24 protein-coding genes and 1 other RNA gene are annotated in these 25,874 nt (G+C 42.6%); all 25 read right to left on the bottom strand.

The features are described 5' to 3' along the window. Positions 1-135 precede the first annotated feature (135 nt). The 25 genes from G8782_RS15965 to G8782_RS15845 all read right to left on the bottom strand — a co-directional run bounded on the left by G8782_RS15965 (position 136) and on the right by G8782_RS15845 (position 25,744). Positions 136-996: a DMT family transporter gene (locus tag G8782_RS15965; protein ID WP_216667908.1), complete on the bottom strand. Its 861-nt coding sequence runs from the start codon at positions 994-996 to the stop codon at positions 136-138. Between the two features lie 268 nt (positions 997-1,264). Further along, a complete protein-coding gene (locus G8782_RS15960; protein ID WP_172373020.1) occupies positions 1,265-2,005 on the bottom strand; it encodes an SDR family NAD(P)-dependent oxidoreductase in 741 nt (246 codons plus the stop codon). 509 nt (positions 2,006-2,514) lie between these two features. Further along, positions 2,515-2,873: a transfer-messenger RNA gene (gene ssrA / locus G8782_RS15955) on the bottom strand. Between the two features lie 78 nt (positions 2,874-2,951). Then, complete coding sequence (smpB, locus tag G8782_RS15950; RefSeq protein WP_172373018.1) at positions 2,952-3,419, bottom strand: SsrA-binding protein SmpB; 468 nt, start codon at positions 3,417-3,419, stop codon at positions 2,952-2,954. Positions 3,420-3,468: 49 nt separating this feature from the next. After that, entirely contained in the window at positions 3,469-5,790 is a 2,322-nt protein-coding gene (gene rnr / locus G8782_RS15945; protein ID WP_172373016.1) for a ribonuclease R, read from the bottom strand. Positions 5,791-5,835: 45 nt separating this feature from the next. Beyond that, positions 5,836-6,582 carry an alpha/beta hydrolase gene (locus tag G8782_RS15940; RefSeq protein WP_172373014.1) on the bottom strand — a complete coding sequence of 249 codons (747 nt, stop codon included), beginning with the start codon at positions 6,580-6,582 and terminating at the stop codon, positions 5,836-5,838. Between the two features lie 84 nt (positions 6,583-6,666). Next, a complete protein-coding gene (gene secG / locus G8782_RS15935; RefSeq protein WP_172373012.1) occupies positions 6,667-6,894 on the bottom strand; it encodes a preprotein translocase subunit SecG in 228 nt (75 codons plus the stop codon). A gap of 131 nt (positions 6,895-7,025) precedes the next feature. After that, positions 7,026-8,321, bottom strand: a complete 1,296-nt coding sequence (gene eno / locus G8782_RS15930) for a phosphopyruvate hydratase (protein WP_172373010.1) — start codon at positions 8,319-8,321, stop codon at positions 7,026-7,028. Positions 8,322-8,334: 13 nt separating this feature from the next. Further along, entirely contained in the window at positions 8,335-9,858 is a 1,524-nt protein-coding gene (gene gpmI / locus G8782_RS15925; protein ID WP_172373008.1) for a 2,3-bisphosphoglycerate-independent phosphoglycerate mutase, read from the bottom strand. Then, on the bottom strand, positions 9,851-10,612 hold the full coding sequence (gene tpiA, locus G8782_RS15920; RefSeq protein WP_172373006.1) for a triose-phosphate isomerase: 762 nt from the start codon (positions 10,610-10,612) through the stop codon (positions 9,851-9,853). The genes gpmI and tpiA overlap by 8 nt, the downstream gene beginning before the upstream one ends. Positions 10,613-10,626: 14 nt before the next feature. After that, on the bottom strand, positions 10,627-11,811 hold the full coding sequence (locus G8782_RS15915; RefSeq protein WP_172373004.1) for a phosphoglycerate kinase: 1,185 nt from the start codon (positions 11,809-11,811) through the stop codon (positions 10,627-10,629). 101 nt (positions 11,812-11,912) lie between these two features. Continuing rightward, positions 11,913-12,920: a type I glyceraldehyde-3-phosphate dehydrogenase gene (gene gap / locus G8782_RS15910; protein WP_172373002.1), complete on the bottom strand. Its 1,008-nt coding sequence runs from the start codon at positions 12,918-12,920 to the stop codon at positions 11,913-11,915. A 42-nt stretch (positions 12,921-12,962) separates the two neighbouring features. After that, the gene (locus tag G8782_RS15905; protein ID WP_172373000.1) at positions 12,963-13,994 is read right to left on the bottom strand and encodes a sugar-binding transcriptional regulator; all 1,032 of its coding nucleotides are present in this window, start codon (positions 13,992-13,994) and stop codon (positions 12,963-12,965) included. Between the two features lie 153 nt (positions 13,995-14,147). After that, the gene (locus G8782_RS15900; RefSeq protein ID WP_172372998.1) at positions 14,148-14,375 is read right to left on the bottom strand and encodes a glutaredoxin family protein; all 228 of its coding nucleotides are present in this window, start codon (positions 14,373-14,375) and stop codon (positions 14,148-14,150) included. A gap of 85 nt (positions 14,376-14,460) precedes the next feature. Continuing rightward, positions 14,461-15,240, bottom strand: a complete 780-nt coding sequence (locus G8782_RS15895) for a TPM domain-containing protein (protein ID WP_343035081.1) — start codon at positions 15,238-15,240, stop codon at positions 14,461-14,463. Beyond that, complete coding sequence (locus G8782_RS15890; protein WP_172372996.1) at positions 15,237-15,815, bottom strand: LemA family protein; 579 nt, start codon at positions 15,813-15,815, stop codon at positions 15,237-15,239. Before G8782_RS15890 ends, G8782_RS15895 begins: the two co-directional genes overlap by 4 nt. A 132-nt stretch (positions 15,816-15,947) precedes the next feature. Continuing rightward, the gene (locus G8782_RS15885) at positions 15,948-16,961 is read right to left on the bottom strand and encodes an oligopeptide/dipeptide ABC transporter ATP-binding protein (protein ID WP_172372994.1); all 1,014 of its coding nucleotides are present in this window, start codon (positions 16,959-16,961) and stop codon (positions 15,948-15,950) included. After that, positions 16,958-17,881 (bottom strand): C40 family peptidase, encoded by a 924-nt coding sequence (locus tag G8782_RS15880; protein WP_172372992.1) that lies wholly within the window; start codon positions 17,879-17,881, stop codon positions 16,958-16,960. The genes G8782_RS15885 and G8782_RS15880 overlap by 4 nt, the downstream gene beginning before the upstream one ends. Next, on the bottom strand, positions 17,882-18,985 hold the full coding sequence (locus G8782_RS15875) for a mandelate racemase/muconate lactonizing enzyme family protein (protein WP_172372990.1): 1,104 nt from the start codon (positions 18,983-18,985) through the stop codon (positions 17,882-17,884). 79 nt (positions 18,986-19,064) lie between these two features. After that, entirely contained in the window at positions 19,065-20,732 is a 1,668-nt protein-coding gene (locus tag G8782_RS15870) for a peptide ABC transporter substrate-binding protein (RefSeq protein ID WP_172372988.1), read from the bottom strand. 59 nt (positions 20,733-20,791) lie between these two features. Further along, positions 20,792-21,826 (bottom strand): ABC transporter ATP-binding protein, encoded by a 1,035-nt coding sequence (locus G8782_RS15865; RefSeq protein ID WP_172372986.1) that lies wholly within the window; start codon positions 21,824-21,826, stop codon positions 20,792-20,794. After that, complete coding sequence (locus tag G8782_RS15860; protein WP_172373172.1) at positions 21,827-22,765, bottom strand: ABC transporter permease; 939 nt, start codon at positions 22,763-22,765, stop codon at positions 21,827-21,829. Then, entirely contained in the window at positions 22,765-23,700 is a 936-nt protein-coding gene (locus G8782_RS15855) for an ABC transporter permease (protein WP_172372984.1), read from the bottom strand. Before G8782_RS15855 ends, G8782_RS15860 begins: the two co-directional genes overlap by 1 nt. A 14-nt stretch (positions 23,701-23,714) precedes the next feature. Then, positions 23,715-24,539 carry a M55 family metallopeptidase gene (locus tag G8782_RS15850; protein ID WP_172372982.1) on the bottom strand — a complete coding sequence of 275 codons (825 nt, stop codon included), beginning with the start codon at positions 24,537-24,539 and terminating at the stop codon, positions 23,715-23,717. A 464-nt stretch (positions 24,540-25,003) separates the two neighbouring features. Then, positions 25,004-25,744, bottom strand: coding sequence for a (2Fe-2S)-binding protein (locus G8782_RS15845; protein ID WP_172373171.1), 741 nt, complete (start codon positions 25,742-25,744; stop codon positions 25,004-25,006). Positions 25,745-25,874 lie beyond the last annotated feature (130 nt).

Raw genomic sequence — 25,874 nt, 5'->3', positions numbered from 1 at the left:
TTTTGCAAAACAAAAAAGCACTGTAATGAATAACAGTGCCCTTTGATAATCTAGAGATATTCTTTATAGATGATTCAAAGCACGTTCATCGCCATCAGGAGATTTAACAAATGTTGAAGGTTATTTCCCTTACCCTCATACTGGCGGTGCTGACTTTCTCCCTCTGAAGAACATGAATATCATCGCACTTAAAATAATGACGTATCCAATTAAACTATACCGATCCGGTCCTTCTCCAAAAAATGTGAAACTTAATACCGTCGTAAAGATGACCGTGGAATACGTAAAAATCGATATATCACGAGCCGCAGCATACTTGTACGCTAACGTAATCCCAAATTGACCAACCGTCGCAAATAAACCAGCGAGTAATAAATACGTTAACTGTTTACCTGTCATCGGTTCATAAAGCCAAATTAAAAACGGTAATAGCACGACAGTTGAAAAGAAGGAAAAATAAAAGACAACTGTATAAAATTTCTCTCGATTTCCTAGCACTCTTAAGAACGTATAGGCAGCTGCAGCGAATATAGCCGACAAAACGCCGATGAAATAGGGAACGAAGTCAGCTGAAAAAGAAGGCTTCACGATAAATAGCATTCCGATAAACGCCATGACAATCGTTACCATTTGGAATGGCAACACTCTTTCCTTTAAAAATAATGCTGAAAAAATTATGACTAGAAATGGACTCATTTTGTTTAACATATCGGCATCCGACAAAACAAGATGATCGATTGCATAATAGAGAAATATTATGCCCAACGTCCCAAAAATTGAACGACTTAGCAAAATAAGTTGGTTTTCCCGTTTACCAAACAAACTTTCCTTATGATAAATTACAAGTACAAATGCAATGACTGCTGATACCAAATTTCGAAAAAACGTCTTTTGAACCGAAGGAAGATCACCTGACAACTTTACAAATAACGTCATAATCGCAAATCCGATAGATGAAATCAGCATTAATATAATTCCTTTTACTATGTTATTCAATATGTACCACTCCAAACTTCTCATTTACTTCTGAAACTCCTCACATTACTCAAGTATCTACAACTTCAAAAGAGAGTTCAAGTGTACAGGCTCGAGTGATGGATGGCCTTTGTAAGTCCAATTATGATCATTCAAATAGTAGCGTAACAATATATAAATTAGCCAATCAAACATAAATTTGATTGGCCAATTAATTTTCTATATGCAATTGTGATTTATTGTCTGAATATTATCTTGAACAGGGTACCAAAATTTGCTTTATTCTATCTTAACGTCCGACAGTCCAACCACCGTCGACTTTAATTTCTGCGCCCTGCATATAATCTGATTCATCGGAAGCTAAGAAAACTGCTACTGATGCAATTTCCTCTGGCTTTCCTGCTCTACCTGCTGGAATATCCTTTAATCTCTCATCTTGGATTCCTTCAGTCATAGGTGTCTCAATAAATCCTGGCGCGATTAAATTCGTTTTGACTCCCTTATTACCAAAATCATAAGCCAATTGTTTCGTAAACCCATTGATCGCATGCTTGCTCGTTACGTAAGTGTTACCACCTGCACCGGCAACAAATGTAGATTGTGACCCGATATTAATAATAGTTCCTTTGCCTTTTTCTAAAAATATTGGCATAACAGCTTTCGTCGTAAGGTATGGCCCCTTAACATTTATAGCCATTAATTTATCAAATTGATCTTCGGCTGTTTCAAGGACATTTGCATAGGCATCATGAATACCAGCTCCGTTATATAAGATATCAATCGTGCCGTATTCTTCTACTGCTTGATTAACACCATTTTCGATTGATGCCGAATTCGTTATGTCAACTTTCACAAATATGGCTTCTCCATTATTCTGTTCAATCCCGCTAACAATACGTTGACCTTTATCTTCATTTGTACCAACAACGACCACCTTCGCGCCTTCTTTTGAAAACATTTTAGCTGTCGCTTCTCCAAGACCTGAAGTACCGCCGACAATTAAGGCAACTTTATTATCTAATTTTCCCATTCTGATTCGCTCCCTCATCATTCTAGATTCTATTTATTGTATAACTACATCCCAAAAAGATATACTTTGTTGCTTTATGAGGGGTTAAAAAGCTTGTATCTTATTAGAATTTATTATGCCGGCAGTATCAGGACATCTTGTGCGCTTTTTGGGGAATCTCTTCTGTTTGACTCAGGGGAAATGACGCACATTAGATACGGCGAAGTTAAAATGTTCTTTTTCTAATTTTTCATTTGGTTGTGGCTGAAACCCTTGAACTTTCTGATCATGAAAGATACCTCGATAATCTTGCCCTTCAATGTTTAATGTAAATTGAAAACGTTCGTTTACTTGACCTTCAAACAATGGTGTAATCACTATTATATTTTTCATGAAAAAGTAGGTGAAGAAGATTAGAGTTTCCTGAGAATGAAGCCATGTTACTTGTTTGATATTCAAGGAAACAACGCAAAAGAAAAAACCCTTGATATTCAAGGGTCTTGACAGTGTTTATAACCATACATTTCTCAGTATGGAGACGGCGGGAGTCGAACCCGCGTCCAGAGGCTCATATACTCGAGCATCTACGCGTGTAGTTTGCCAATTAGGTTTCGCGCATCATTTTGCCGGCAAACTAGGCGGCCTGTGCGCTATCCTGCGAATCTCTTCCGGCTACCTCAGGAGAGAGTAGACGTCGTATCCCACTTAAGTTGAGCCTTATAACCGCACATGGGCGATGAAGCTATAAGGCAGATTCAGTCAGCTTACGCTGCGAATGCTAGGTTGTTGTTTGTTTTGCCTGTTATTATAAGTGTCGTTTCTGACGGAGCCGAGCCCTCCGACGCGCAACTCAAGCTCAGACCACCCCTGTCGAATCCGTAACGTCCCCGAAAGGATGTCAGGATAACCGGTTAAGGTTTCTAAACTACTAATACAATACATAGTATACCTTATTTTCTAGCAAAAATCAATACTGCTGACTTTCTTTCAGCGCACGAGCCACGTCTCGCTTCGCTTCTTTTTGCTTTAGGTCTTCTCGTCTATCGTAATGTTTCTTACCTTTTCCAACGCCTACCAAGACCTTTGCAAACCCATTTTTCAAATGAATCTGTATAGGCACGATCGTATAACCTTGTTGTTGCGTTTTTCCCATCAACTGATTAATTTGTCTCCTATGAAGGAGAAGCTTTCGAGTTCGTACCGGATCATGATTAAACCGATTTCCTTGATCGTAAGGACTAATATGCATGTTCACGATCCACGCTTCATTATTGCGAATTTGAACGAACGCTTCTCTTAATTGGACTTTTCCGGCGCGAATCGATTTGATTTCTGTTCCTTGCAAGACGATGCCCGCTTCTAGCGTATCTTCAATTGCATAATCGAAATTCGCCCTTCTATTTCTGGCTAGAATATTACCTTTCCCTTTTGCCATCGATTCTTCCCCCTATTATGTGCCGGGGACAGCAATCGTCACTCCGGCATCATTTTCTTTTTCTAGGTTTTTTCTTTGTTTTTTTGGCGACGCCTTCATAAAATTTCTTCTTATTATTCGTAGCTTGGGACTTTCTTTTACCTTTCTGTTTATCTGATTGTTTGCCTGAACCATTTTGTTTCTTCGCGTGGATTACTTTAGGCGACTCTCTCCGCGTGCGGTGGAATGATTGCTTCATTCCTACAAGTTCAAAATCGATTGCCGATTCTTCTGGTTTCACAGCAACAACCCTGACCGTCACTTCAGCACCGATTCTGAATTGCTTCCCTGTATGCTCGCCGATCATCATCATTTGTCTATCGTCAAATCGATAATAATCATCAGTCATGTACGAGACGTGGACAAGCCCTTCGATTGTATTCTCCAGCTCAACAAACAATCCGAAATTCGTAACAGAAGAAACGACCCCTTCAAACTCTTCGCCAATTTTATCAAGCATAAATTGAGCTTGTTTCAGGGACTCAGTGTCTCGTTCAGCATCGACAGCACGACGCTCGCGTTCAGACGTATGTTCTGCTATTTCTGATAACACTGCATTCCAATGTTCGATTGTCTGTGAAGAAACATCTTTTTCGATTAGATACGTACGGATTAAACGATGAACGATCAAGTCCGGGTATCGACGAATCGGCGCTGTAAAATGCGTATAGAACTCAGTTGATAACCCGAAATGTCCTAAACTTTCCTCGAAATATTTCGCTTGTTGCATGGAGCGCAAGAGCATTGTGGAAATAACTGTTTCTTCCGGCATGCCTTGAATGGATTCGACAATTTCCTGCAGCGCGCGCGGATGGACATCATTGCCCGTTCCTTTGACCACCACGCCGAAATTCGTCAAGAACTCAAAGAACTTTTGCAATTTCTCAGCTTTAGGATTTTCATGAATCCGGTAAATAAACGGTACTTGAAGCCAATGGAAATGCTCAGCAACTGTTTCGTTCGCCGCAAGCATGAACTCTTCGATTAACTTTTCCGAAACCGTACGCTCGACAATGACAACGTCTGTCGGCCAACCTTCTTCATCCACAAGGATTTTTGATTCCTTGAAGTCAAAATCGATGGCTCCGCGGTCGATTCGTTTCGTTTTCAAGATTTTCGCAAGATCCGCCATGTCGTTCAGCATAGGCACGATATGTGCATACTTCGCGATCAATTCTTCATCTTTTTCTTCGATTATTTTATAAACATCCGAGTACGTCATTCGTTCTTTCGAATTAATGACACTTTCAAATATCTCATGGTCAATCACTTTACCGTTCTGATCGATTTTCATGACACATGAAAGCGTCAGTCGATCGACCCCTGGATTTAACGAACAAATCCCATTGGAAAGTTTATGCGGCAACATCGGGATGACACGGTCTGTTAAATAGACGCTTGTCCCGCGTTCATAAGCTTCATCATCCATTGGTGAATTTTCCGTTACATAATAACTGACATCAGAGATATGGACAGATAATGTGTACGTTCCATCTTCGTTTTTAGCGACTGCGATCGCATCATCCAAATCTTTTGCATCTGCCCCGTCAATTGTAATCGCCATGTCTTCGCGCAAATCGCGACGTTTGAACAAGTCTTCTTCTTCGACTGTATCGGAGATTTTATTGGCTTGGTTTAATACGTCTTCTGGAAATTCAATTGTGATTCCATGTTTATAAATGATCGATAAAATATCGACACCCGGATCGTTTCGGTGGCCTAGTATTTGCGTGATCATTCCTGTTGCGGACTTCGTATCGTCTGGCCACTCAGTTATTTCAGCGATTACTTTATGGCCCTCAACCGCATCAAGTGAACTCCCTTTGGGGATGAATACGTCCATTGGCAGCTTTTTATCATCCGGAACAACAAATCCAAAGCCTTTATTATCTTGATAGGTTCCAACAATTTTCGTTGTTTTTCTTTCTGCAATTCGTGTTATCGTTCCTTCGCGGCGATCTCCAGAACTGCCTCCTGAAACGCGTACAAGTACGATGTCTCCGTTCATCGCCCCATTGACTTCATGTGGCGGTATGAAAATATCATCCATTCCTTCAGTGTCGGGCGCAACAAAACCGAAACCCTTTGCATGGCCGATAAATTTTCCTCGTACATGATTCATTCTCTCAGGGACGCCGTATCGATTCGTTCTCGAGCGAATTAAATGTCCGCTTTGTTCAAGCTGGACTAGCATTTTCACCAATTCTTTAAATTCGGCTGCTTGTTCAAACCCCAGTAATTCCTGTATTTCTTGTACAGTAAGCGGTTTGTATGATTCTTCTTTCATCAGAGACAATATTCTTTGCCTCAGTTCTTGTTCATAATTATCCATTTGCATCCCTCCTTTTCAATAAAGCATGACCATTTCTACTCATTTTCACACGTTCCAATCCAGAGATTCAAGGAATTCAAAGACGTCTTCATGAAGTTGTTCTTTTTCTGGACCGAGTGTAATTACATGTCCTGATTTTTCATACCACTTAATCTGTTTTTCAACCGATTGTGTCTGTTCATAAATATAAGTGGCAGAGTCAGGGTTAATAACCGTATCAAGCGTACCTTGCGTGACAAATATTGGCGAATAAATTTGCTCGACATTTTCGCTTACATTATAAATGAGTTCACGCAAGTCGGGTAATGATGGCATTGTTTGTTCGCGCAACCGTGCAACTTCACGGTCAATCACATCTTGATCTTTGCCTTCATATTTCTTATATTCTTCGGCATATTCAAGGACGCCTTGGAACATAATATCCGTCGTGCGCATGGTCATAGGTGCGCACATAGTTACAATACCCTTTAATGGTTTGTTATACCCTAATTTTAGTGAAAATACGCCTCCAAGTGACAAACCTGCGACAGCGATTTCATTATATCCAGCCTCTACCAGTTTATTATAACCTGCAAGTGCATCTTCCCACCACTGCTCCGGACCTGTTTTTATTAATTCTTCAGGCGGAACTCCGTGCCCTCGATAATGCGGTGCTAGTGATGTATATCCTTTTTTCTCGAGAAATCTTCCAAGCATCCGAACATCAGCTGAAGTTCCCGTAAAACCATGAAGCAACAAAACTGCTCGTTTCCCTTGTTCAAAAAAGAATGGTTTTGGTTGTGCGATCCTCATTGTTCTACCTCCAAAAAAAATGCCTGACCATTCTGAAGTGGAATGTCAGGCGATAATGTTTATTTAAATAACTTGATTTTTAAGTTAAAACTTAACCACTAAAATAGCCAGTACGAAAAACAAAACTGCTAGCACTATGGTTACACGTTGTAGGACTAAGTCGAGTCCACGAGCTTTTTGTTTTCCGAATAGTTGTTCAGCCCCACCTGAGATGGCTCCTGAAAGACCTGCACTTGATCCGGATTGTAATAATACGACTACAATTAAAGCTAATGCTACGATTAAAAGCAGTGTCATCAGCAAAGCATGCATTTTGTTTCCACCTCCTGAATAGAACTTCACAACAAGTACTATTTTACCAAATAGAAACAATTGTGACAACCTTTATTTTTGACTAGTCATACAATATAGCTAAAAAAACTCACCGAAGTGAGTTTTTTCTATTATTTTTTCAAGTTATAGAACGTTTTGATTCCATAATATTCTGCTGTTTCGTCGAGTTGGTCTTCGATGCGAAGCAATTGGTTGTATTTCGCAACGCGGTCGGTACGTGACGGAGCACCTGTCTTAATTTGACCCGCATTTGTAGCTACTGCCAAGTCTGCAATTGTCGTATCTTCTGTTTCACCTGAACGGTGAGAGATAACTGCAGTATAGCCCGCGCGTTTAGCCATTTCGATTGCGTCGAATGTTTCTGTTAAAGTACCGATTTGGTTCACTTTAATCAGAATCGAGTTACTGTTTCCTTCTTTGATTCCACGCGCTAACTTCTCTGTGTTTGTAACAAATAAATCGTCTCCGACAAGTTGTACGCGGTCGCCGATACGTTCAGTTAGAAGTTTGAAACCATCCCAGTCGTCTTCGTCAAATCCGTCTTCGATTGAGACAATTGGATATTTACCAACAAGCTCTTCGTACCAATCAACCATTTCAGCAGATGTTCTTACGACGCCTTCGCCTTTGAGGACGTATGTGCCGTCTTCTTTGTTATAAAATTCAGAAGCTGCAACATCCATTGCAAGTAGAACTTCTTCTCCTGCTTTATAGCCTGCTTTTTCAATCGCTGCAATAATCGTATCGATAGCTTCTTCACTTGACCCCAAGTTCGGAGCGAATCCACCTTCGTCACCAACAGCTGTGTTAAGTCCTTTTTCTTGTAGAACAGAACGCAGGCTATGGAAAATTTCAGCGCCGACACGAACTGCTTCACGGAATGTTTTTGCGCCAACCGGCATGATCATGAATTCTTGGATATCAACGTTATTATCTGCGTGCTCTCCGCCGTTTAAGATATTCATCATTGGAACTGGAAGTTGTTTCGCATTTACGCCGCCAAGATACTGATATAACGGCATATCGAGGTAATCTGCTGCTGCATGTGCTACTGCCATTGAAACCCCTAGAATAGCATTTGCGCCTAGACGTCCTTTATTCGGCGTTCCGTCAAGTTCGATTAACGCCTTGTCGATTGTCGCTTGATCGAGAACAGAATAAGTTTCTTCTAGTTCATCAGCGATTTCTTCATTCACATGCTCGACTGCTTTTAAAACACCTTTGCCGAGGTAACGGCTAGTATCGCCATCACGTAGTTCAACAGCTTCATATTCACCCGTTGATGCTCCTGAAGGAACGATAGCGCGTCCAAAAGCGCCGCTTGCTGTAAGTACTTCAACTTCGACTGTAGGATTTCCTCTTGAATCAAGAACTTCTCTTGCTTGAATGTGTGTGATTAATGGCATTAGAATCTCCCCTTTAAAATAATGGTTTTCCGGTCATTTTTTCCGGTTGTTTCAAATCAAGTAATTTAAGCATTGTTGGCGCGAGGTCAGCAAGTATGCCGCCTTCACGCAATTCGATTCCTTGCTTCGTGACAATAACAGGCACAGGATTCGTTGTGTGCGCAGTCATCGGCGTCCCCTCTTCGGTAAACACTTCATCCGCATTTCCGTGATCGGCCGTAACGATTGCATGACCGCCTTTTGCTTGTAGCGCGTCAATAATTCTTCCCAAACATTCATCGACAGTTTCGATTGCCTTTATTGTAGGCTCAAGCATCCCGCTATGTCCAACCATATCCGGGTTAGCAAAGTTTAGAATGATTGCATCGAATCGATCCGCTTCGATTGCGGCGATTAATGAATCCGTGACTTCATACGCACTCATTTCTGGCTGTAAATCATAGGTGGCAACCTTTGGTGATGCGATTAACATACGTTCCTCACCAACAAACTGATCTTCTTTACCGCCGCTCATGAAAAATGTGACGTGCGGATATTTTTCAGTTTCTGCGATTCGCAATTGAGTTAATCCATTATTTGAAATCACTTCGCCTAGTGTATCCACTAGATTGTCATTTTCAAACACGACGTCCGCAACAACTTCATCGCTATAATGCGTAAACGAAACAAATTTCACATTCGTGAACGTCTTTCCTGTTACAAACTCATCAAAGTTGGGATCTGTGAATGCACGAACTAATTGAATCGCGCGGTCCGGTCTGAAATTGAACGAAATAACTGCATCTCCGTCTTCAATTCTAGCAACAGGTTTCCCAAGTTCTTCGATAATAAACGGCTCGACAAATTCATCATGAATATCGTTTTCATAAGAAGCAAGCACGCCTGCAGATGGCGTTGCTGCTGTTCTAGCAACTCCGTCAACAAGTGCGCGATACGTTTTTTCAACACGGTCCCAACGCTTGTCTCGGTCCATCGCATAATAACGCCCAGTAATCGATGCAAATTTGCCGACACCGATTTCCTTCATTTTCACTTCGGTTTGTTCTATATAATCAAGAGCCGATTGAGGGTTTACATCGCGGCCATCTAGAAAACCATGCACATAAACATCAGTCAACCCATTCAACTGTGCTAGTTGAAGCAAGGCAAATAAATGTTCATAGTGGCTATGTACGCCGCCGTCAGATAATAAACCCATGATATGAAGCTTGGAGTTATTCGCTTTTACATGTTCAATCGCGCGCAATAATGCTGGCGCATGGAAAAAGTCGCCTTCGCGAATCGATTTATTGATGCGCGTTAAATTCTGATAAACGATGCGGCCGGCACCGATATTCAAATGGCCCACTTCCGAGTTTCCCATTTGGCCTTCAGGCAACCCTACCGCTTCACCTGAAGCCGTTAATGTCGTATGCGGGTATTCATTCCAAAGTTTATCGAAATTCGGTTTACGAGCTTGTGACACGGCGTTTCCGTAACTTTCTTCACGAAGCCCGAATCCGTCTAAAATAATTAGTGCAACCGGACTTTTACTCATTAGCGCCCGCCTCGATCAATTTGATGAACGATTCAGGTTCTAAGCTTGCACCGCCAACAAGTGCTCCGTCAATATGTTCTTTGGATAGAAGTTCTTCAATATTTTCTGGTTTAACGCTGCCGCCATATTGGATTCGAACTGCATCGGCAACTTCTTCGCCGTATAGTTCTCCAACAGTTCTGCGAATCGCTTCACACACTTCGTTCGCGTCATCAGCAGTTGCCGTTTTTCCAGTGCCGATCGCCCAAATCGGTTCATAAGCAATTACCGCTTTTTTAGCGTTATTCCCTTCAACAGCTTTGAAAGCTTCCTTCACTTGATGAGAAACCTTTTCGACAGTTGTGTTGCTTTCACGTTCTTCAAGCGTTTCCCCGACACATACAATCGGAGTTAGATCATATTCAAACGCGGCATGAACTTTATCGTTCACCGTTTGATCAGTTTCATTATAATATTCGCGACGTTCCGAGTGACCAAGAATCACATGGTTAACACCGACACTTTTCAACATCGCCGGGCTTACTTCGCCCGTAAATGCACCTTCTTTATCAGAATGCATCGTTTGTGCACCGATGTTCAGAGCAGTGCCCTCGGTAAGTTCAACAAGTTTTGTCAGATAAAGTGCTGGAGCGCATACAATTGCTTCTACGCGGTCTGATACAGGCAATTTACCCTTTACTACTTCTGCAAATTTCTCTGCTTCTTCAGCTGTTTTGTACATTTTCCAGTTTCCTGCAATAATTCGTTTTCGCAAAATATTCCCTCCGATTAGTTGTCGTCTAGTGCTGTAACCCCTGGTAATTCTTTTCCCTCCATGAATTCAAGGGAAGCGCCTCCGCCAGTTGAAATATGGTCCATCTTTTCTCCGACGTTAAACTTTTCAACAGCTGCAGCTGAATCGCCGCCGCCGATCACTGTATACCCGTTAGTGTCAGCCATCGCTTCGGCCACGCGTTTTGTTCCATTTTCAAACGGCTTCAGTTCAAATACGCCCATCGGACCATTCCAGATAATCAGCTTTGAGTTGGCAATGACATCCGCGTAAAGATCCGCAGTTTTCGGTCCGATATCAAGACCTTCCCAATCCTCTGGAATCGCGTTCAATTCCACAACCTTTGTATTCGCATCCACGGAAAAATCGTCCGCAACCACTACATCGATTGGCAGATATAGCTTAACGCCATTATCTTCGGCCTTTTTCATGAATGAAAGAGCAAGATCCATCTTGTCTTCTTCTAGAAGAGACTTTCCAATTTCATAGCCTTGCGCCTTCAAAAACGTGTATGAAAGACCGCCGCCAATAATCAAGTTATCTACAATGTCTAGTAGATGATCAATAACACCAATTTTATCTTTAACTTTCGCTCCGCCAATTATCGCAGTGAATGGACGTTCCGGGTTTGAAAGGGCTTTCCCGAGAACATCTAACTCTTTATCGAGCAGTAATCCCGATACGGCAGGAAGATGCTCAGCGATGCCCGCAGTCGAAGCATGTGCACGGTGTGCGGCTCCAAAAGCATCATTGACAAACACGTCTGCTAGTTTCGCAAATTCTTTAGCTAATTCAGGGTCGTTTTTTTCTTCTCCTGCATGGAAGCGTACATTTTCTAAAAGAATTATGTCTCCATTTCCCATTTTTGAAATGGCATTTTCTACATCTGCACCAATTGACTCGTCTAGCTTTTTTACTGGTTGATTAATAAGCTCGGCAAGTTTTTTTCCAGCTTCGGTGAGACGCATTTCTTCATTAACTTCACCTTTTGGTCGCCCAAGATGGCTTGCCAGGATCACTTTGGCACCCTGATCTGTTAAGTATTTTATTGTCGGAATGGCTGCACGTATTCTCGTGTCATCCGTGACATTCCCATCTTCCATTGGCACGTTAAAATCTACTCGGCAAAAAACGCGTTGTCCTTCAAGTTCAATGTCTTTCATCGTCTTTTTTGACTTCATGAAAAATAGCCACCTCCAAGTTTAATTAAAAAGAAGGAACGGGGTACCCCGCTCCTCTTACCCATTACCATGATAAGGGGTTGTAATCGTTTTGGCTATGATTATAGACCTTTGCTGTGCATATGAAGCGCTAAGTCGATACAACGTGCTGAATAAGCTGTTTCATTGTCATACCATGCAATAACTTTCACCATATTGTCACCGAGGACCATTGTTGATAGTCCGTCTACTGTTGATGAAGATGGGTTGCCATTGTAATCGATTGAAACAAGTGGCTCGTCTGAATAAACAAGGATATTTTTCAGTTCGTTTTCAGATGCGTCTTTAAATGCATTGTTCACATCTTCAGTTGTTACGTTTTCGTTCAGTTCTGCTACAAAGTCAACCATTGATACGTTTGGAGTTGGAACTCGAACTGCCATTCCGTCTAGCTTACCTTCTAACGCAGGAATTACTTTCGTTACTGCTGAAGCAGCACCTGTACTAGTCGGGATCATTGATTCAGCAGCTGCACGTGCGCGTCTGTAATCCGAATGCGGTAAGTCAAGCAGGTGTTGGTCGTTTGTATAAGCATGAACTGTTGTCATTAAACCGCGTTTAACGCCGAATTTGTCATTCAATACTTTTACAACTGGTGCAAGACAGTTTGTCGTACATGAAGCATTTGATACAATATTATCATTTGCCGGGTCGTATTCTTCATGGTTAACGCCCATTACAATTGTCGTGACATCGCCTTTCGCTGGTGCAGAACAGATTACTTTCTTCGCGCCTGCTTCAAGGTGTTTTGAAAGCGATTCTTGGTCAGTGAATCTTCCTGTTGATTCAACTACAACGTCAACGCCTATCTCTCCCCAAGGAAGTGCTGCAGGGTCTCTTTCTTCATATACGCGAATTTTCTTGCCGTTTACAACTAAGTCATCGCCGTCTGCGCTTACTTCTGCGTCGAATGTTCCGTGAACGGAGTCATACTTTAAAAGATGCGCAAGCATTTTAGCATCTGTTAAGTCGTTAATCGCTACAATTTCGATTTCCTCAGATTTTAGTGCTTCACGAAATACAACGCGTCCAATTCTTCCAAATCCGTTAATTGCTAATTTTAAAGTCATGTTTATTCCTCCAAATATTGTTTTTATCATTTGTAACCATTGTTATTGTGTCAACAGATTGATCATTTCATTCGCGGCGCCTTCATCTGTGACAAGAATCGTTTGCTTCGGTGCAGTAGCCATGTACGATAATATCGCCCCGGCTTTACTCTTCCCGCCTGCAATTGAAATAAGAAGCGGAACTCTGTTCAGCTGTTCGGGCCTTATGCCGACTGTACGAATACGGTGTACTACTTTACCCGTTCGATCAAAATAATAACCGAAAGCTTCTCCTTTGGCACCTTCCTCATCAAGCATGTGCCTTTCTTCCGCATTTGAACCGCGAAGGTTTGCCATTGTTTGTGCATCACCAATACCGTGCAATACACAGTCTACTTTTTCGTAGAGTTGAATCATTTTTAAAACGGATGGTTCTTTGCGAAACGCTTCATGCGCTTCTTCGCTGAGCGATTCCGGATAATAGAATGTATTGTAAGTTCCTCCGCACGCTTCGGCAAAGGAAGCAGCTATAACATTTGCCTGCAATCCGATATCGTCCCCGACTCCGCCTCTTGCCGCTATAAACAACAATCCCCTTGAATCACTCATTTTGTTTATGTAGTTCGGAATCGATGCAACTGTACTTCCGCCTGTCACAGCGACTATTGTTCCATCTCCTAGCCCGGAAACAAACTCTTTGGCTGCTGCCATCCCAAGCAAGTTCTTCGCTCCGTCGTTCGCATCGCTGTCACCAGCCACGACTTTGACGGATCGAACACCGAGAAGTTCTGTCAACCGGTTCGCTAAAGCAATACGTCCAGACCACTTTTCCATTGGCAATTCGAGTGCTTCGAGTACTTTATTGCCTTCAGCTGTTATAGTAGTTCCGTTTTTGGCAACACTGATTAAATGCTGTTCTCGTAAAAAGTCCATCATCGTACGCGTTTCACGTTCCGACAACCCGGACATCTCACCGAGTAAACGTCTACCAATCGGTCCTGCCACCTTCACAAACTTCAGCATCCGGTATCTTTCCTGCATGACTTCCATCATTTCAGGTACGAGCTTACTTTGGGCTTCCATCGAAAACTCCAAAGCAATACCACCTCCAACCACCAGGACGAATAACGTCCCACACGAATTAAAAATGTCCCACCTACAGCAAAAAAATAGGATTGATTTTTATTCGTGTCTTAAGTATAGTTCTTTTTCTCTGACACTTCAAATTAAAAGTCGATAATTATTATTTCAAAACAATTCGACGATGTCGACAAAGCCGATGTTTCCATATAACAATACGTTTCCGTCTTTCTCAATGACAGGCACCATCAGCATATACTTTTCATGAATTTCATCATCCGATTGAATATCGATTTCCGTCCATGTGAACGGGAAGTCTTCTTGTACAAGCTGCATCATTAACTTGGCCTCATCGCATAATCCGCAATTCGGCTTCGTATAGAATGTGACATGCATTTTTATCACCACTCTTTTTAGCCCATTATAAAGTAAAAAGCGCGGCATGCATAAGAAACTGCATGCCGCTTGTAGAATTTATTAATCACCATCGTCCGCCTGCTCCGCCGCCGCCAGTCGAACCTCCTCCGCCGCCACGGAAGCCGCCGCCCCCGAAGCCGCCACCAGAACTGCCACCGCCGAATGAGCCGGGGAAGAAAATCGGACCGCCACTACGTCCTCCGGGTCCGCCACCACCGCCGCCTCGTCTTCTCATCATCATTAATATAATAATGGTAATAAAGATAATCATCGGAAATGGGATACCTGTATCGGACTCATTTTCATAGTTTTCACTTGCTTGGACAGGCGCAAATTCTCCGTCCCAATTATATTCTTTTGCAATTTCATTAAAAAGCGCTTTATACGTGTTCATGATTCCTAAATCGAATTTTCCTTCTCTCATATATGGAAATGCATATTGATCGCGTATTCTTCCGATTTTCCCGTCTGGCAAGGCGCCTTCTAAACCGTACCCTGTTGTGATCCACAATTCCCCTTCATTCGGGGCGACTAGGAAAAGGACGCCATTGTTTTTGCCCTTTTGCCCGATTCCATACTCTCGGAATACTTTTACCGAATACTCTTCAATCGTTTCCCCTTCAAGGGAATTGACCGTCATCACGACGAGTTGAGCCCCTGTGGCATCATCAAGCTGCATCCCGTAATTGACGAGTTCTTCTTTCTGCTCCGCATTTAAAAGATTCGCGAAATCTTGCACGTAAATATGACCTACAGGTTTGGGAATATCAGCTGCATAAGCGGTTGATGAATAAGTAAATAATAGGCAAAGTGCGATCAAAGGTCGAATCATTTTGCCAATCACTTTTTGTCATCCCCAAAATCAACCTTTGGAACTTCCTTCGCAGCTTCATCCGCTTTAAAGTATTCTTTTTCATCGAATCCAAATATAGATGCCGTCAGATTCCCCGGAAAACGTTTGACTCGTTTGTTGAATGTAGCAACCTCAGTATTATAGTCTTGGCGTGCCACGCCAATTCGGTTTTCAGTTCCAGCGAGTTCATCCATTAATTGACGAAAGTTTTCATTCGCTTTTAAATCAGGGTAATTTTCCACAACGACCAGTAGCCTGCCGAGTGCGCCGGATAATGCATCATTCGCCGCCGCTTGCTCTTCTGGACCTTGGGCACCCGCTAATCTTGCACGGGCATCTGAAATGTCCCCGATAACTTCTCTCTCATGCTCGGCAAATCCTTTTACGGTATTCACCAAGTTCGGGATCAAGTCCACTCTTCTTTGCAATTGATTCTCGACTTGCGCATATGATTGGTCTACATTTTCTTCCAACGTCACAAACTTGTTATAGCTAGGAACAAGCATCACGCCGAGAAGTACAAGTATAACCACGATTACTGCAATCGGTCCGAGTACTTTTCTCAAGCTACCACTCTCCATTCATTTTATATGTACTTTACCCATATGGAACCAATTATTAAACTATCGGCTAATACACTATACGATTCACATGTAAAAATGTTTCATTTTCACACGAACAAAAAGTCGTCCTAGGATTTAGGACGACTTGGCATGAACTGGAATTGCATCACTTCTTGACATTACTTGTACATCATTGAGATGGCACGCAACAAAATGCCCGTCATCCTTTTCCAACCATGCGGGCTTCAACTCCGCGCAGACACCCATGGCATAAGGACAACGGGTTCGGAAAACGCAACCGGAAGGCGGATTTATCGGACTCGGAAGTTCACCTTCCAATAAAATCCGTTCACGCGATTCTTCGATATCCGGGTCTGGAATCGGTATTGCTGATAACAGCGCTTGCGTATAAGGATGTAGTGGTTTGTCATATAATTGCGCACTCGTCGTAAGTTCCACCATATGCCCCAAATACATGACGCCGATTCGATCAGAAATGTATTTCACCATAGACAAATCATGCGCGATGAATAAATACGTCAACCCTTTTTCGCGTTGCAATCGTTGTAGAAGTTTAACGACTTGTGCTTGAACTGACACATCAAGTGCAGATATCGGCTCATCCGCAATAATAAATTCAGGATCCAATGCAAGTGAACGCGCGATGCCGATCCGCTGGCGCTGCCCGCCCGAAAACTCGTGCGGATAGCGGTTCGCGTGATCTCGGTTGAGACCGACGTCTTCGAGTAATTCATTCACATGGGTTCGCATTTCCTCTTTTGTTTCATACATGCCATGGATTTGCATCGGCTCTGCAATAATATCAAACACAGTAGAACGCGGATTCAACGATGCGTATGGATCTTGGAATATCATTTGCATTTTCTTGAGAAAGGCGTGCCGCTCTTTGCCCGTCATTTCATGAACGCTTTGCCCATCGTACAACACTTCACCATCTGTTTTATTATATAGACCGAGTATGGTTCTGCCCGCCGTCGATTTCCCGCATCCCGACTCGCCGACCAGACCGAATGTTTCCCCTCTTTTGATATCAAAATTGATGCCGTCCACCGCTTTTAGTTTTTCGCCGCGCCCCACGTCAAAATAGCGTTTCAATCCTTTAACTGACAATAAAACTTCTTCTGTCACGTCGTTACCTCCTCACCATATCTGCGGACAGCGCACAGTTCACTTTCCAAGCTAGAACCTTCAAGTTTCATGAATTCAACGGATTTACCTGTCGAATGTGAATGCAGAAGCAACCCGTCTCCAAAATAAAATCCAACATGACGGACATTCCCTTTTCCATTGTCATTCGCGAAGAAGAGTAAATCGCCCTTTCCCCATTTCTCTATTTGATCAACCGGAATTTCAATACCGCTTTTTGCTTGATCGCTAGCATCTCGAGGAATGGTATGCCCGCATGCTTTTAGCATATTGTATGTAAATCCAGAACAATCAAAGCCATACGTGGACATGCCTCCCCAAAAATACGGTAGATCTAGAAATTCTAGTCCTTTCTCGACAGCGGCAGATGGAGCTAACTTCGGGAAATGATGAATGGACGCCGAACAGTCGACAGCGCGCTTCAAGATTAATGCATAGCCGCTCGGTGTACAAACGCGCAAATATTCTCCTTCAACGCCTACGTACGGCAACATCGTATTGAAAGGCACGACTATAGACGGAACGCCATCTGTTGTCCAAATTTGTGTTTTTCCAACTTTTACTCTCGCAAAACCCTCTGCATGAATCGGTTCCGCTTCTTTCAACTGAGCAAGCGGCACCCACCCAGGATAACCTCGCTCATCTTTTCTCGACGGTTGCCAAACAGCGATGATTTTCGCCCAATCCCCTTTAATTTCCTCGACTATCACCGGTTCCCCGTACAACAACTGCGTTTGCACACGATTTCCATCGCATAAGTCTAAACGTTGTTCGTAAGGAAGTTTCTCAAGCCATTTTGTCATATGAACGGGATTTGTTATCCCAGGTGTATCAATTTCCCTTGCGGAGTCCGGCGATGTCCAAACTGTAGCCACTGAAACCGCACAATACCAAGAATTCATCTATTCCACTCCTTTTCCGATTCGTTCCATCTGTTCGCGATTTAGTCCGAGTCCCGGCGCTTTAGGTAAACGAATTACTCTTCCTCCATATTCAATTCCGCCGCCGACGATATCTTCCGCAAGCATAAGCGGAGCGTCGAAATCAAAACGCGTGATATTCGGTTGACTTGCTGCAAAATGAGCGGCTGCCGTAATCCCGAGTTTCGTTTCAATCATGCTCCCGACCATGCATTCCATGCCGTAAGACTGTGCAAGCGCGTTGATTTTTATAGCTTCGTGAATACCGCCCGACTTCATCAACTTGATATTAATCAAATCGGCTGCGCGGACCTCGAGTACACGTATCGCGTCTCTCGTTGAAAAAATGCTTTCATCCGCCATAATCGGCGTCAATGTATTTTCAGTGACATATTTTAATCCTTCGATGTCATCCGCATGAACCGGTTGTTCAATCAATTCAATATCGAGTCCCGCATCTTCCATCGACCGAATTGCGCGAACCGCGGCTTTTGGATTCCATCCTTGGTTGGCATCAAGACGAATTTTCGGGTTGCTCCCGATACGCTTTCGAATTGCTTTTATGCGAGCAATATCTTCACTTATTTCCCCGATACCGACTTTCACTTTCAACACATTAAAACCTTTTTCAAGATAGCGTTCTGCATCATCTGCCATTTCAGCGGCATCATTAATGCTGACGGTGAAATCCGTTTCGATTTCATGACGGTAACCGCCAAGCAACTGATAAAGCGGCATTCCTGCATGTTGACCGTACAAATCATGAATCGCCATGTCAACGGCCGCCTTGGCACTCGTATTTCGAACCATCGATCGTTTTAATTCACTAAATATCACTTCACGTTGTCTAATATCTTTTCCGATTAACTGCGGGGCAATTACTTTTTCAATCGCATATGTAAGACTGCCAAGTGAATCTCCAGTAATAACATGTGTCGGCGGTGCTTCACCCCATCCGACGAATCCGTTGTCACTCGTTATTTTCACGTAAACGGCATGGGCAGTATGAACAGTCCGAAGTGATGTTTTAAATGGTTTCGTCAGCGGTACAGCGACGGACCTTGTTTCGATTGAATGGATCAGCATCTTTGTTCTCCCTTCATTTTAATTACGTTCACATCACAAAGTAAAAACGCAGCGCCCCGGAGGACGCCGCGACTTTCACTTAATTCTTATCTGCATATTTCAAATCAATGTAGCCGACTGGGTGACGCAAGATTCCCGATACGCCAGGTTTTTCAAGTGTTGATTGGTTGTAGAAGTAAATTGGGAAGACAGGCATTTCTGCCATCAGAAGCTCATCCGCTTTTTTGAGTAATTCCCAACGTTTTTCCTCGTCTGTTTCGTTTTTGATATCTGCAATCAGTTTATCGTATTCAGCATTCGACCAAGTCGTACGGTTCATCGGTGAATCTGTAATGAAGCTTTCAAGCGCGTTTACAGGATCCGCATAGTCATGCAAGAAAGATGAACGGGACATCTGGTATTTAAACTCTTTCTGCTCAGCCAAGAACACGCCGCCTTCAACGTTTTGCAACTCCACATCGACATCAAGCACTTTTTTGAATGCACCTTGAAGCGCTTCTGCGATATTCTGATGAGACTCGCTTGTAGAATAAGTCAACGTTATTTTCGGCAATTCCGTATAGCCTTCTTCTTTCATCCCTTCTTCAAGAAGCTTCTTTGCTTCATCGGGATTAAATTTAACTAGGTCACCAACAGAATCGCGGAACTCTTTGCCGTCCGGGCCGATGAAACCGTAAGTAACGAAACCATGTGCAGGTTTCTCGCCATTTTTCGTTATGAATTCAACGATTTCTTCTTGATTCACTGCAAGACCGAAAGCTCTACGGATTTTGGTGTTCGTGAAAGGTTCCATTGATGTGTTGAAACGATAAAAGTAAAGTCCGGCTTCATCGTCAAATCGTGCTTCGTCATCATCTTTCAACTGTTCAGCAAGTTCTGGCGGAATTCCAGAAACATCCAACTCATTCGCTTGATACATTTGATAGGCTGTCGTTGTATCAGCGACCATTGCCCAATGAACTTTATCAAGTTTTACTTTATCCGCATCCCAATAATTTTCATTCTTTTCAAATACTAAATTCACATCATGGTCCCATGAAGCAAGTTTAAACGGACCATTTCCTACGAATGTCTCGGCTTCTGTAAACCATTTTGGATCAGCAGTCGCTACTTTTTCGTTAATCGGGAAGAAACTTGGATTCGTAATGATGTTCAGAAACGCCTCATTTGGCGACGTTAATTTAACGACAAAAGTTTTTTCGTTCGGCGCTTCGATTGCTACATCTTCTACTTTGCCTTCACCATTGTTATACGCCTCCGCTCCCTCGATGAAATACGCTAGGAATGCAGCTGGCGAAGCTGTTTCAGGATCAAGCATGTGTCGCCATGCAAAAACGAAGTCTCCCGCGACAACTGGATCCCCATTCGACCATTTGGCGCCCTCGCGAATTGTGAATGTATACGTTAAACCATCTTCTGAAATGTCGATTTTTTCTGCTGTTGCTTCAACAGCTAAATGATCTTCTGATAGACGCGTCAAACCTTCCATCAAGTTGTTCAAAGAACTCCATGATACCGCGTTGAATCCAACAGATGGATCGAAGGATGTCGGTTCTTCACCATTGTTCATGTAAAGAATTTTCTCGTCGGCTTTTTCATCATCCTCTGCGACTTCTTCTGTCTTGCCATCATCTTTTTCTGTTTCTTTCTTCTTATCCTTTTCCGCGCCATCATCCTTTGTCGTTGTACACGCAACCAATACGAGTGCAAGCATTGCTACGAGCAGAAACATCAAAAACTTCTTCATACTAATACCCCCTTTGTATTTGTGAAAAATATAAAAGCACTTACGTGCGTAAATCCGATTTAAGAAAACAATTTCGATCGTTCATCTTGCAGCCAACAGTCGACTACATGGGTTTTGGAGCGTTCTGTCGACTCTGGATATACTTCACCGCAAACTTCCATCGCAAAAGGGCATCTATCGGTAAAAGGGCAACCTTTCGGCGGCGAGAATAAATCCGGTGGCGTACCTTCAATCGGTTGAAGCTCTTCCTCGAGCAAGTCGAGCCTAGGTACTGAATTTAATAAACCTTTCGTATACGGATGTTGAGGTGTATAAAAAATCTCGCGTTTATCACCAGTCTCGATGATTTTTCCGGCATACATTACCGCGATGCGATCAGCAATTTTTGCAACGACACCGAGATCATGTGTAATTAGAATAATTGATACACCCATTTTCTTTTGAATCTCTATGAACAATTCAAGAATTTGCGCTTGAATCGTGACGTCGAGCGCAGTCGTCGGTTCATCAGCAATCAATAATTCCGGCTCGCATATCAAAGCGATGGCAATGACAATTCGTTGACGCATTCCGCCTGAAAACTGGTGCGGGTACTGCTTCATCCGTTCCTTTGGATTTGGAATGCCTACCATATTCAACATTTCAATTGCTTTCGTGTAAGCGGCCGCCTTACTCAGCTTTTGATGTGTCCGCAGACCTTCTGTCAATTGTTCACCTATCTGTAACGTAGGATTCAAGGCTGTCATTGGATCTTGGAAAATCATCGAGATATCGACTCCTTGAACTTTCCTCAGACGCGATTTACTCATTTTCACAAGATTTTTTTCTTTAAATAGAACCTTTCCATTTTTAATTTTTCCAGGCGGTTGGGGTATCAACCCCATAATGGTATTGGCTGTTACGCTTTTTCCACAACCCGATTCCCCTACGATTGCGAGCGTCTCGCCTTTATACAAATCGAAAGTGACTCCCCGGAGCGCTTGGACTTCACCGCCGAATGTCGTGAATGATACATGCAAATCTTCAACAGTCAGAACTTTTTCAGTTACAATAGCTTTATTCGTATTCAGTACTTGTTGTTTCGTCAAAATCATTCACCCCCTCAGTTTCGGATCGAGCGCGTCTTGCATTCCGTCGCCAAGGACGTTAAACGCAAACATCGTCATTGAAATGAAAAACGCTGGGAAGAATAATCGCCACCAATAACCTGACGTGATTACCGGAAGTGCATCACTCGCCATGACACCCCAACTTGCAAACGGCGCCTGTATACCGAGCCCGAGAAAGCTCAGAAAAGCCTCTGCGAATATCGCGCTCGGAACGGTTAGCGTCATCTGGACGATAATCGGGCCCATCGTATTCGGTAATAAATTCGTTCTAATAATACGCGACGTCTTCGCCCCGAATGATTTCGATGCGGTGACAAATTCATAGTTTTTAATTTGGAGGACTTGTCCTCTAACAATTCGAGCCATCCCGACCCAGCCGGTAATCGTAAGTGCGATAATGATTGTCGTTAAACTTGGTCCCATCACAACCATAAGGAGAATAACAACAAGTAAATGCGGTAAGCCGTATAGGATTTCAATGATACGCATCATGACTGTATCTGTACGCCCACCCTTATAACCGCTAATGCCGCCGTAAATTATGCCGATAAAAAAATCAATGAGTGCAGCCATGACACCGACGAAGAGAGAAATTCTTGCTCCGTACCAGGTGCGCGTAAATACGTCCCTTCCCATTTCATCCGTGCCGAACCAATGCGTGCTTGATGGAGCTTTGTTTTGGTTCGGTAAATCAAGTCCTGTTACTGAATGCGGGGATAGTATCGGTCCGAAAATTGCACACAATGTAAGCAGGATTAGAAAAACAAGTCCGCCCATAGCCAATTTGTTTTTCCGGATTCGCCGCCAAGCATCTTTCCAATAGGAAAGGGATGGTCTAACAACCGCTTCAGCCACCTTTTCAGCTTTCTTTTTCGGTTTGAACCATTCATCTGGAATCGTTATTCGATGGTCCTTGCTCACCATCAAACTTCACCTTCCTTTTTATGCAATTTAATGCGAGGATCAAGGAAGCCGTAGACCATGTCGACAAGGAACAACATGAAGACAAGAAACGCGCTATAAAAGACTGTCGATCCCATAATCACTGGATAATCTCGGTTATTTATACTTTCAACAAAGTATTTTCCCATGCCCGGTATCGCAAAAATTTGTTCAATAACAAAAGTGCCTGTTAAAATTCCTGCAAGCATCGTCCCCATGATCGTAACGACAGGCATGAGGGCGTTTCTAAGTGCATGCCTCACTACAATTCGAACCGGCGATAGCCCCTTTGCTCGCGCCATCTTAATATAATCCTGCGTCAGTACTTCCAACATGCTTGCCCGGGTGAGCCTCGCAATGATGGCAGTCGGACCAGTTGCAAGTGCTAGTGTCGGCAAAATCATATGGAGCGGGCTGCTCCATGTCGCTGTCGGCAACAACTCCCAGTTAACCGCCACTTGTTGAATTAATAACGTCGCGAGAACGAAGTTTGGAACAGATATTCCGACGACGGCGAAAGCCATTGCAAAATAATCGATAATCCCGTTATGCCTCAGCGCCGCAAAAGTCCCTAAGATGATGCCCGATACAACTGCGACAAGCATCGTTATGATTCCAAGTTCAAATGAAATCGGGAACCCCCTTGCAAGAAGGTTATTCACCGTATCATTCGGTTTTTTTATCGAAGGCCCAAAGTCGAATGTCACAATTGATTTCAGATAATAAACATATTGGACGCCTATCGGTTGATCGAGTTTATAAAACTTTTCGAGATTCGCTTGAATTGTAGGATTCGATGTCCGTTCTTCATCAAACGGCGACCCGGGTAATGAATGCATCAAGAAAAATGTTAATGTTGAAATGATAAATATTGTAGCAATCATCATAAGGAATCTTTTAACAATATATTTCGCCATGCATCATTCCCCCCTTAACAAAACTTCGTCTGCAATGCTAGCTCAATCATGACGAGCATCGCTCTATATGCTTCTAAGATGTCTTTTGCTTCAAACTTCACAATCGTTGTTCCGGGTTCAATTTCACAGCCCGGCATCAAAGCGGCCCATTCCGCTTGCCCGTAATTGTTAAATTCAATTCGTAGTACTGGATTTTCGGGTGGTACGAGTGGTTGCATCGTGTTGCGTTTCGAAATCGCCTCTGAAGTTTTCTTTTCTAATAGTGCATGCGCTTTAGTCGGATGCAGCGTTTTAACCGCAGACCGAGATATGGATTGTTTTACAGATGCTGTAACAATTCCCGGAATCAATTCTTCAGCCTCTCGACACGCACCGTCATCTCCAGCAACCATGATGACAGGAACGCCGAAATGACCTGCAACATAAGCGTTGAAACCAAGCTCCCCGATTACGACATCATCGATATACATATTCCGAACCCCGAAAATCATCGAATGGCTCATGACGCCGGGTTGTCCCGCACGCGAGTGATAGCCAGCAAAAATCGCCCCATCAAAAGTAGCATCTATTGATTGAACCATCGAAAGCGGTTTCAAATCTCCCGTTATTAAATCCGCGTCTGGATGAAGGACTTCTACGAGAAGATTATTCATTTTAGAATGACTGTCATTGACGAGTACTTTGTCTGCCCCATTTTCAAACGCCGAACGGATAATGGCATTTGCTTCTTCCGTCATAATCCGCCGTGATCGTTCATAATTATGTTTAGCCGAATCGACGAATGTGTGATCAGGCAATCCTGTAATTCCTTCCATATCAACTGACAAATAAATATTCACAAAACTGCCCCCAGTTAATTGCTTTTTCGGAATTGATTAAATAGACTAAAATCGGTAGTTTATATAAGACTATCAAATTAATTAGGATAGTACAATTCATATTTTGAAAAGTTAGGAATTAACAAGTGGTTACTTTAAAGGACTTGGGTTAGTGCAGAATCTCGATGATTCGGATTAGTTACAAAGATTAATATTTTCTATAGCATTGAATTCGAGAAGGAGGTTAACACTAAAGGATGAATTTTCGTTTAAGTCATCGAACGTTTGAAACTAGAATCAACCAACATTTAAGGTAGGATACTGAGTAAATATCAAATTCTATGCAAAATAAAAAGTACCTGCAAACGTTGAAATGAAACGTTTACAGGTACTAAATATCGTTTTCACAAACGCCCTTGGCGGGCATACACAAAGATTGCAAGCTATTGCAATTGCTACCAATGAGGGCACCTAGTTTTCAGCTTTTACCTTTCGCATTTTGTCAGCTTCTTTTTGATTGGGCAATTGCCGCAATAACCGATTCCTTCAATATCTTCTTCTAATTTATAGTACATGCAGCACGTTTTCCGATACGGATTTAACTCGAGTGCTTCTCCTATTTTCAAATATTGTTGAATCGGATTTTCTTTTAACCCAAACAAATCTCCTTTCGCGTTTTTCAAGAAATTAAAATCACTGTAGACTCTCTCCGTTTTAACGGCATCCAACTTTTTCGTGAGTATTTTCCGGTAAATTGAGTTAATGCGGATGGCTACATTTTCCCACATGATCGCTGAGGGAAGGCGCGATGTTTTTTTCAGTACTTCTAAAACGGGCGTAATATGAAACGTGAAAAGTTCACACAACACACTTTCCCGCCATTCCGCCCTCCCTAGGGTTTCTATTTCCTGCCATTTGCATAAATGCGCTTGTATACACAATTTACGTTCTTTGCTTAATGCGCATGCTTTTACTGGTAAATTCAAAGCACAGTTAAATTCAATCATGCTATATAAAGTGGATGACACAACGAGATAAGCATATCTTTTCGAAATCATTGAAGCTACGACTGGTAAATTTGGCGCTTTCATCTCGGTCATTTGTTTTTCTAAAAACAGTAAACATTTCTCTTCATTTAACAAATTTGTTATCGGGATTTCCTCGACATGCTCATGCGCTAAATGAATATCAAACGTTTCCAATTCTTTTTTAACAGCATTGTTCATTTTTATCAACCTCAATATGAATTTCAATTCTTGGTCATAAACATATATACTGCTACTCAAGTTTTCTTAAAACTTTTTCTGTTTCCCCAGGCTGTGCGTGTGCTTGCCTCTAATGCATCTATCATCTAAA

Origin of the sequence: Sporosarcina jiandibaonis (genome assembly GCF_013184495.1) — a bacterium.
Classification (GTDB): Bacteria; Bacillota; Bacilli; order Bacillales_A; family Planococcaceae; genus Sporosarcina; species Sporosarcina jiandibaonis.
The sequence above is the reverse complement of the archived record's forward strand: the minus strand, read 5'-3'. Positions and strand labels throughout refer to the sequence as shown.

Coding starts and splice junctions, on each gene's coding strand:
- G8782_RS15960 (WP_172373020.1), bottom strand. CDS start 2,005: ATGGGAAAATTAGATAATAAAGTTGCCTTAATTGTCGGCGGTACTTCA.
- smpB (WP_172373018.1), bottom strand. CDS start 3,419: ATGGCAAAAGGGAAAGGTAATATTCTAGCCAGAAATAGAAGGGCGAAT.
- rnr (WP_172373016.1), bottom strand. CDS start 5,790: ATGGATAATTATGAACAAGAACTGAGGCAAAGAATATTGTCTCTGATG.
- G8782_RS15940 (WP_172373014.1), bottom strand. CDS start 6,582: ATGAGGATCGCACAACCAAAACCATTCTTTTTTGAACAAGGGAAACGA.
- secG (WP_172373012.1), bottom strand. CDS start 6,894: ATGCATGCTTTGCTGATGACACTGCTTTTAATCGTAGCATTAGCTTTA.
- eno (WP_172373010.1), bottom strand. CDS start 8,321: ATGCCATTAATCACACACATTCAAGCAAGAGAAGTTCTTGATTCAAGA.
- gpmI (WP_172373008.1), bottom strand. CDS start 9,858: ATGAGTAAAAGTCCGGTTGCACTAATTATTTTAGACGGATTCGGGCTT.
- G8782_RS15915 (WP_172373004.1), bottom strand. CDS start 11,811: ATGAAGTCAAAAAAGACGATGAAAGACATTGAACTTGAAGGACAACGC.
- gap (WP_172373002.1), bottom strand. CDS start 12,920: ATGACTTTAAAATTAGCAATTAACGGATTTGGAAGAATTGGACGCGTT.
- G8782_RS15900 (WP_172372998.1), bottom strand. CDS start 14,375: ATGCATGTCACATTCTATACGAAGCCGAATTGCGGATTATGCGATGAG.
- G8782_RS15880 (WP_172372992.1), bottom strand. CDS start 17,881: ATGAATTCTTGGTATTGTGCGGTTTCAGTGGCTACAGTTTGGACATCG.
- G8782_RS15875 (WP_172372990.1), bottom strand. CDS start 18,985: ATGCTGATCCATTCAATCGAAACAAGGTCCGTCGCTGTACCGCTGACG.
- G8782_RS15870 (WP_172372988.1), bottom strand. CDS start 20,732: ATGAAGAAGTTTTTGATGTTTCTGCTCGTAGCAATGCTTGCACTCGTA.
- G8782_RS15865 (WP_172372986.1), bottom strand. CDS start 21,826: ATGATTTTGACGAAACAACAAGTACTGAATACGAATAAAGCTATTGTA.
- G8782_RS15860 (WP_172373172.1), bottom strand. CDS start 22,765: ATGGTGAGCAAGGACCATCGAATAACGATTCCAGATGAATGGTTCAAA.
- G8782_RS15855 (WP_172372984.1), bottom strand. CDS start 23,700: ATGGCGAAATATATTGTTAAAAGATTCCTTATGATGATTGCTACAATA.
- G8782_RS15845 (WP_172373171.1), bottom strand. CDS start 25,744: ATGAACAATGCTGTTAAAAAAGAATTGGAAACGTTTGATATTCATTTA.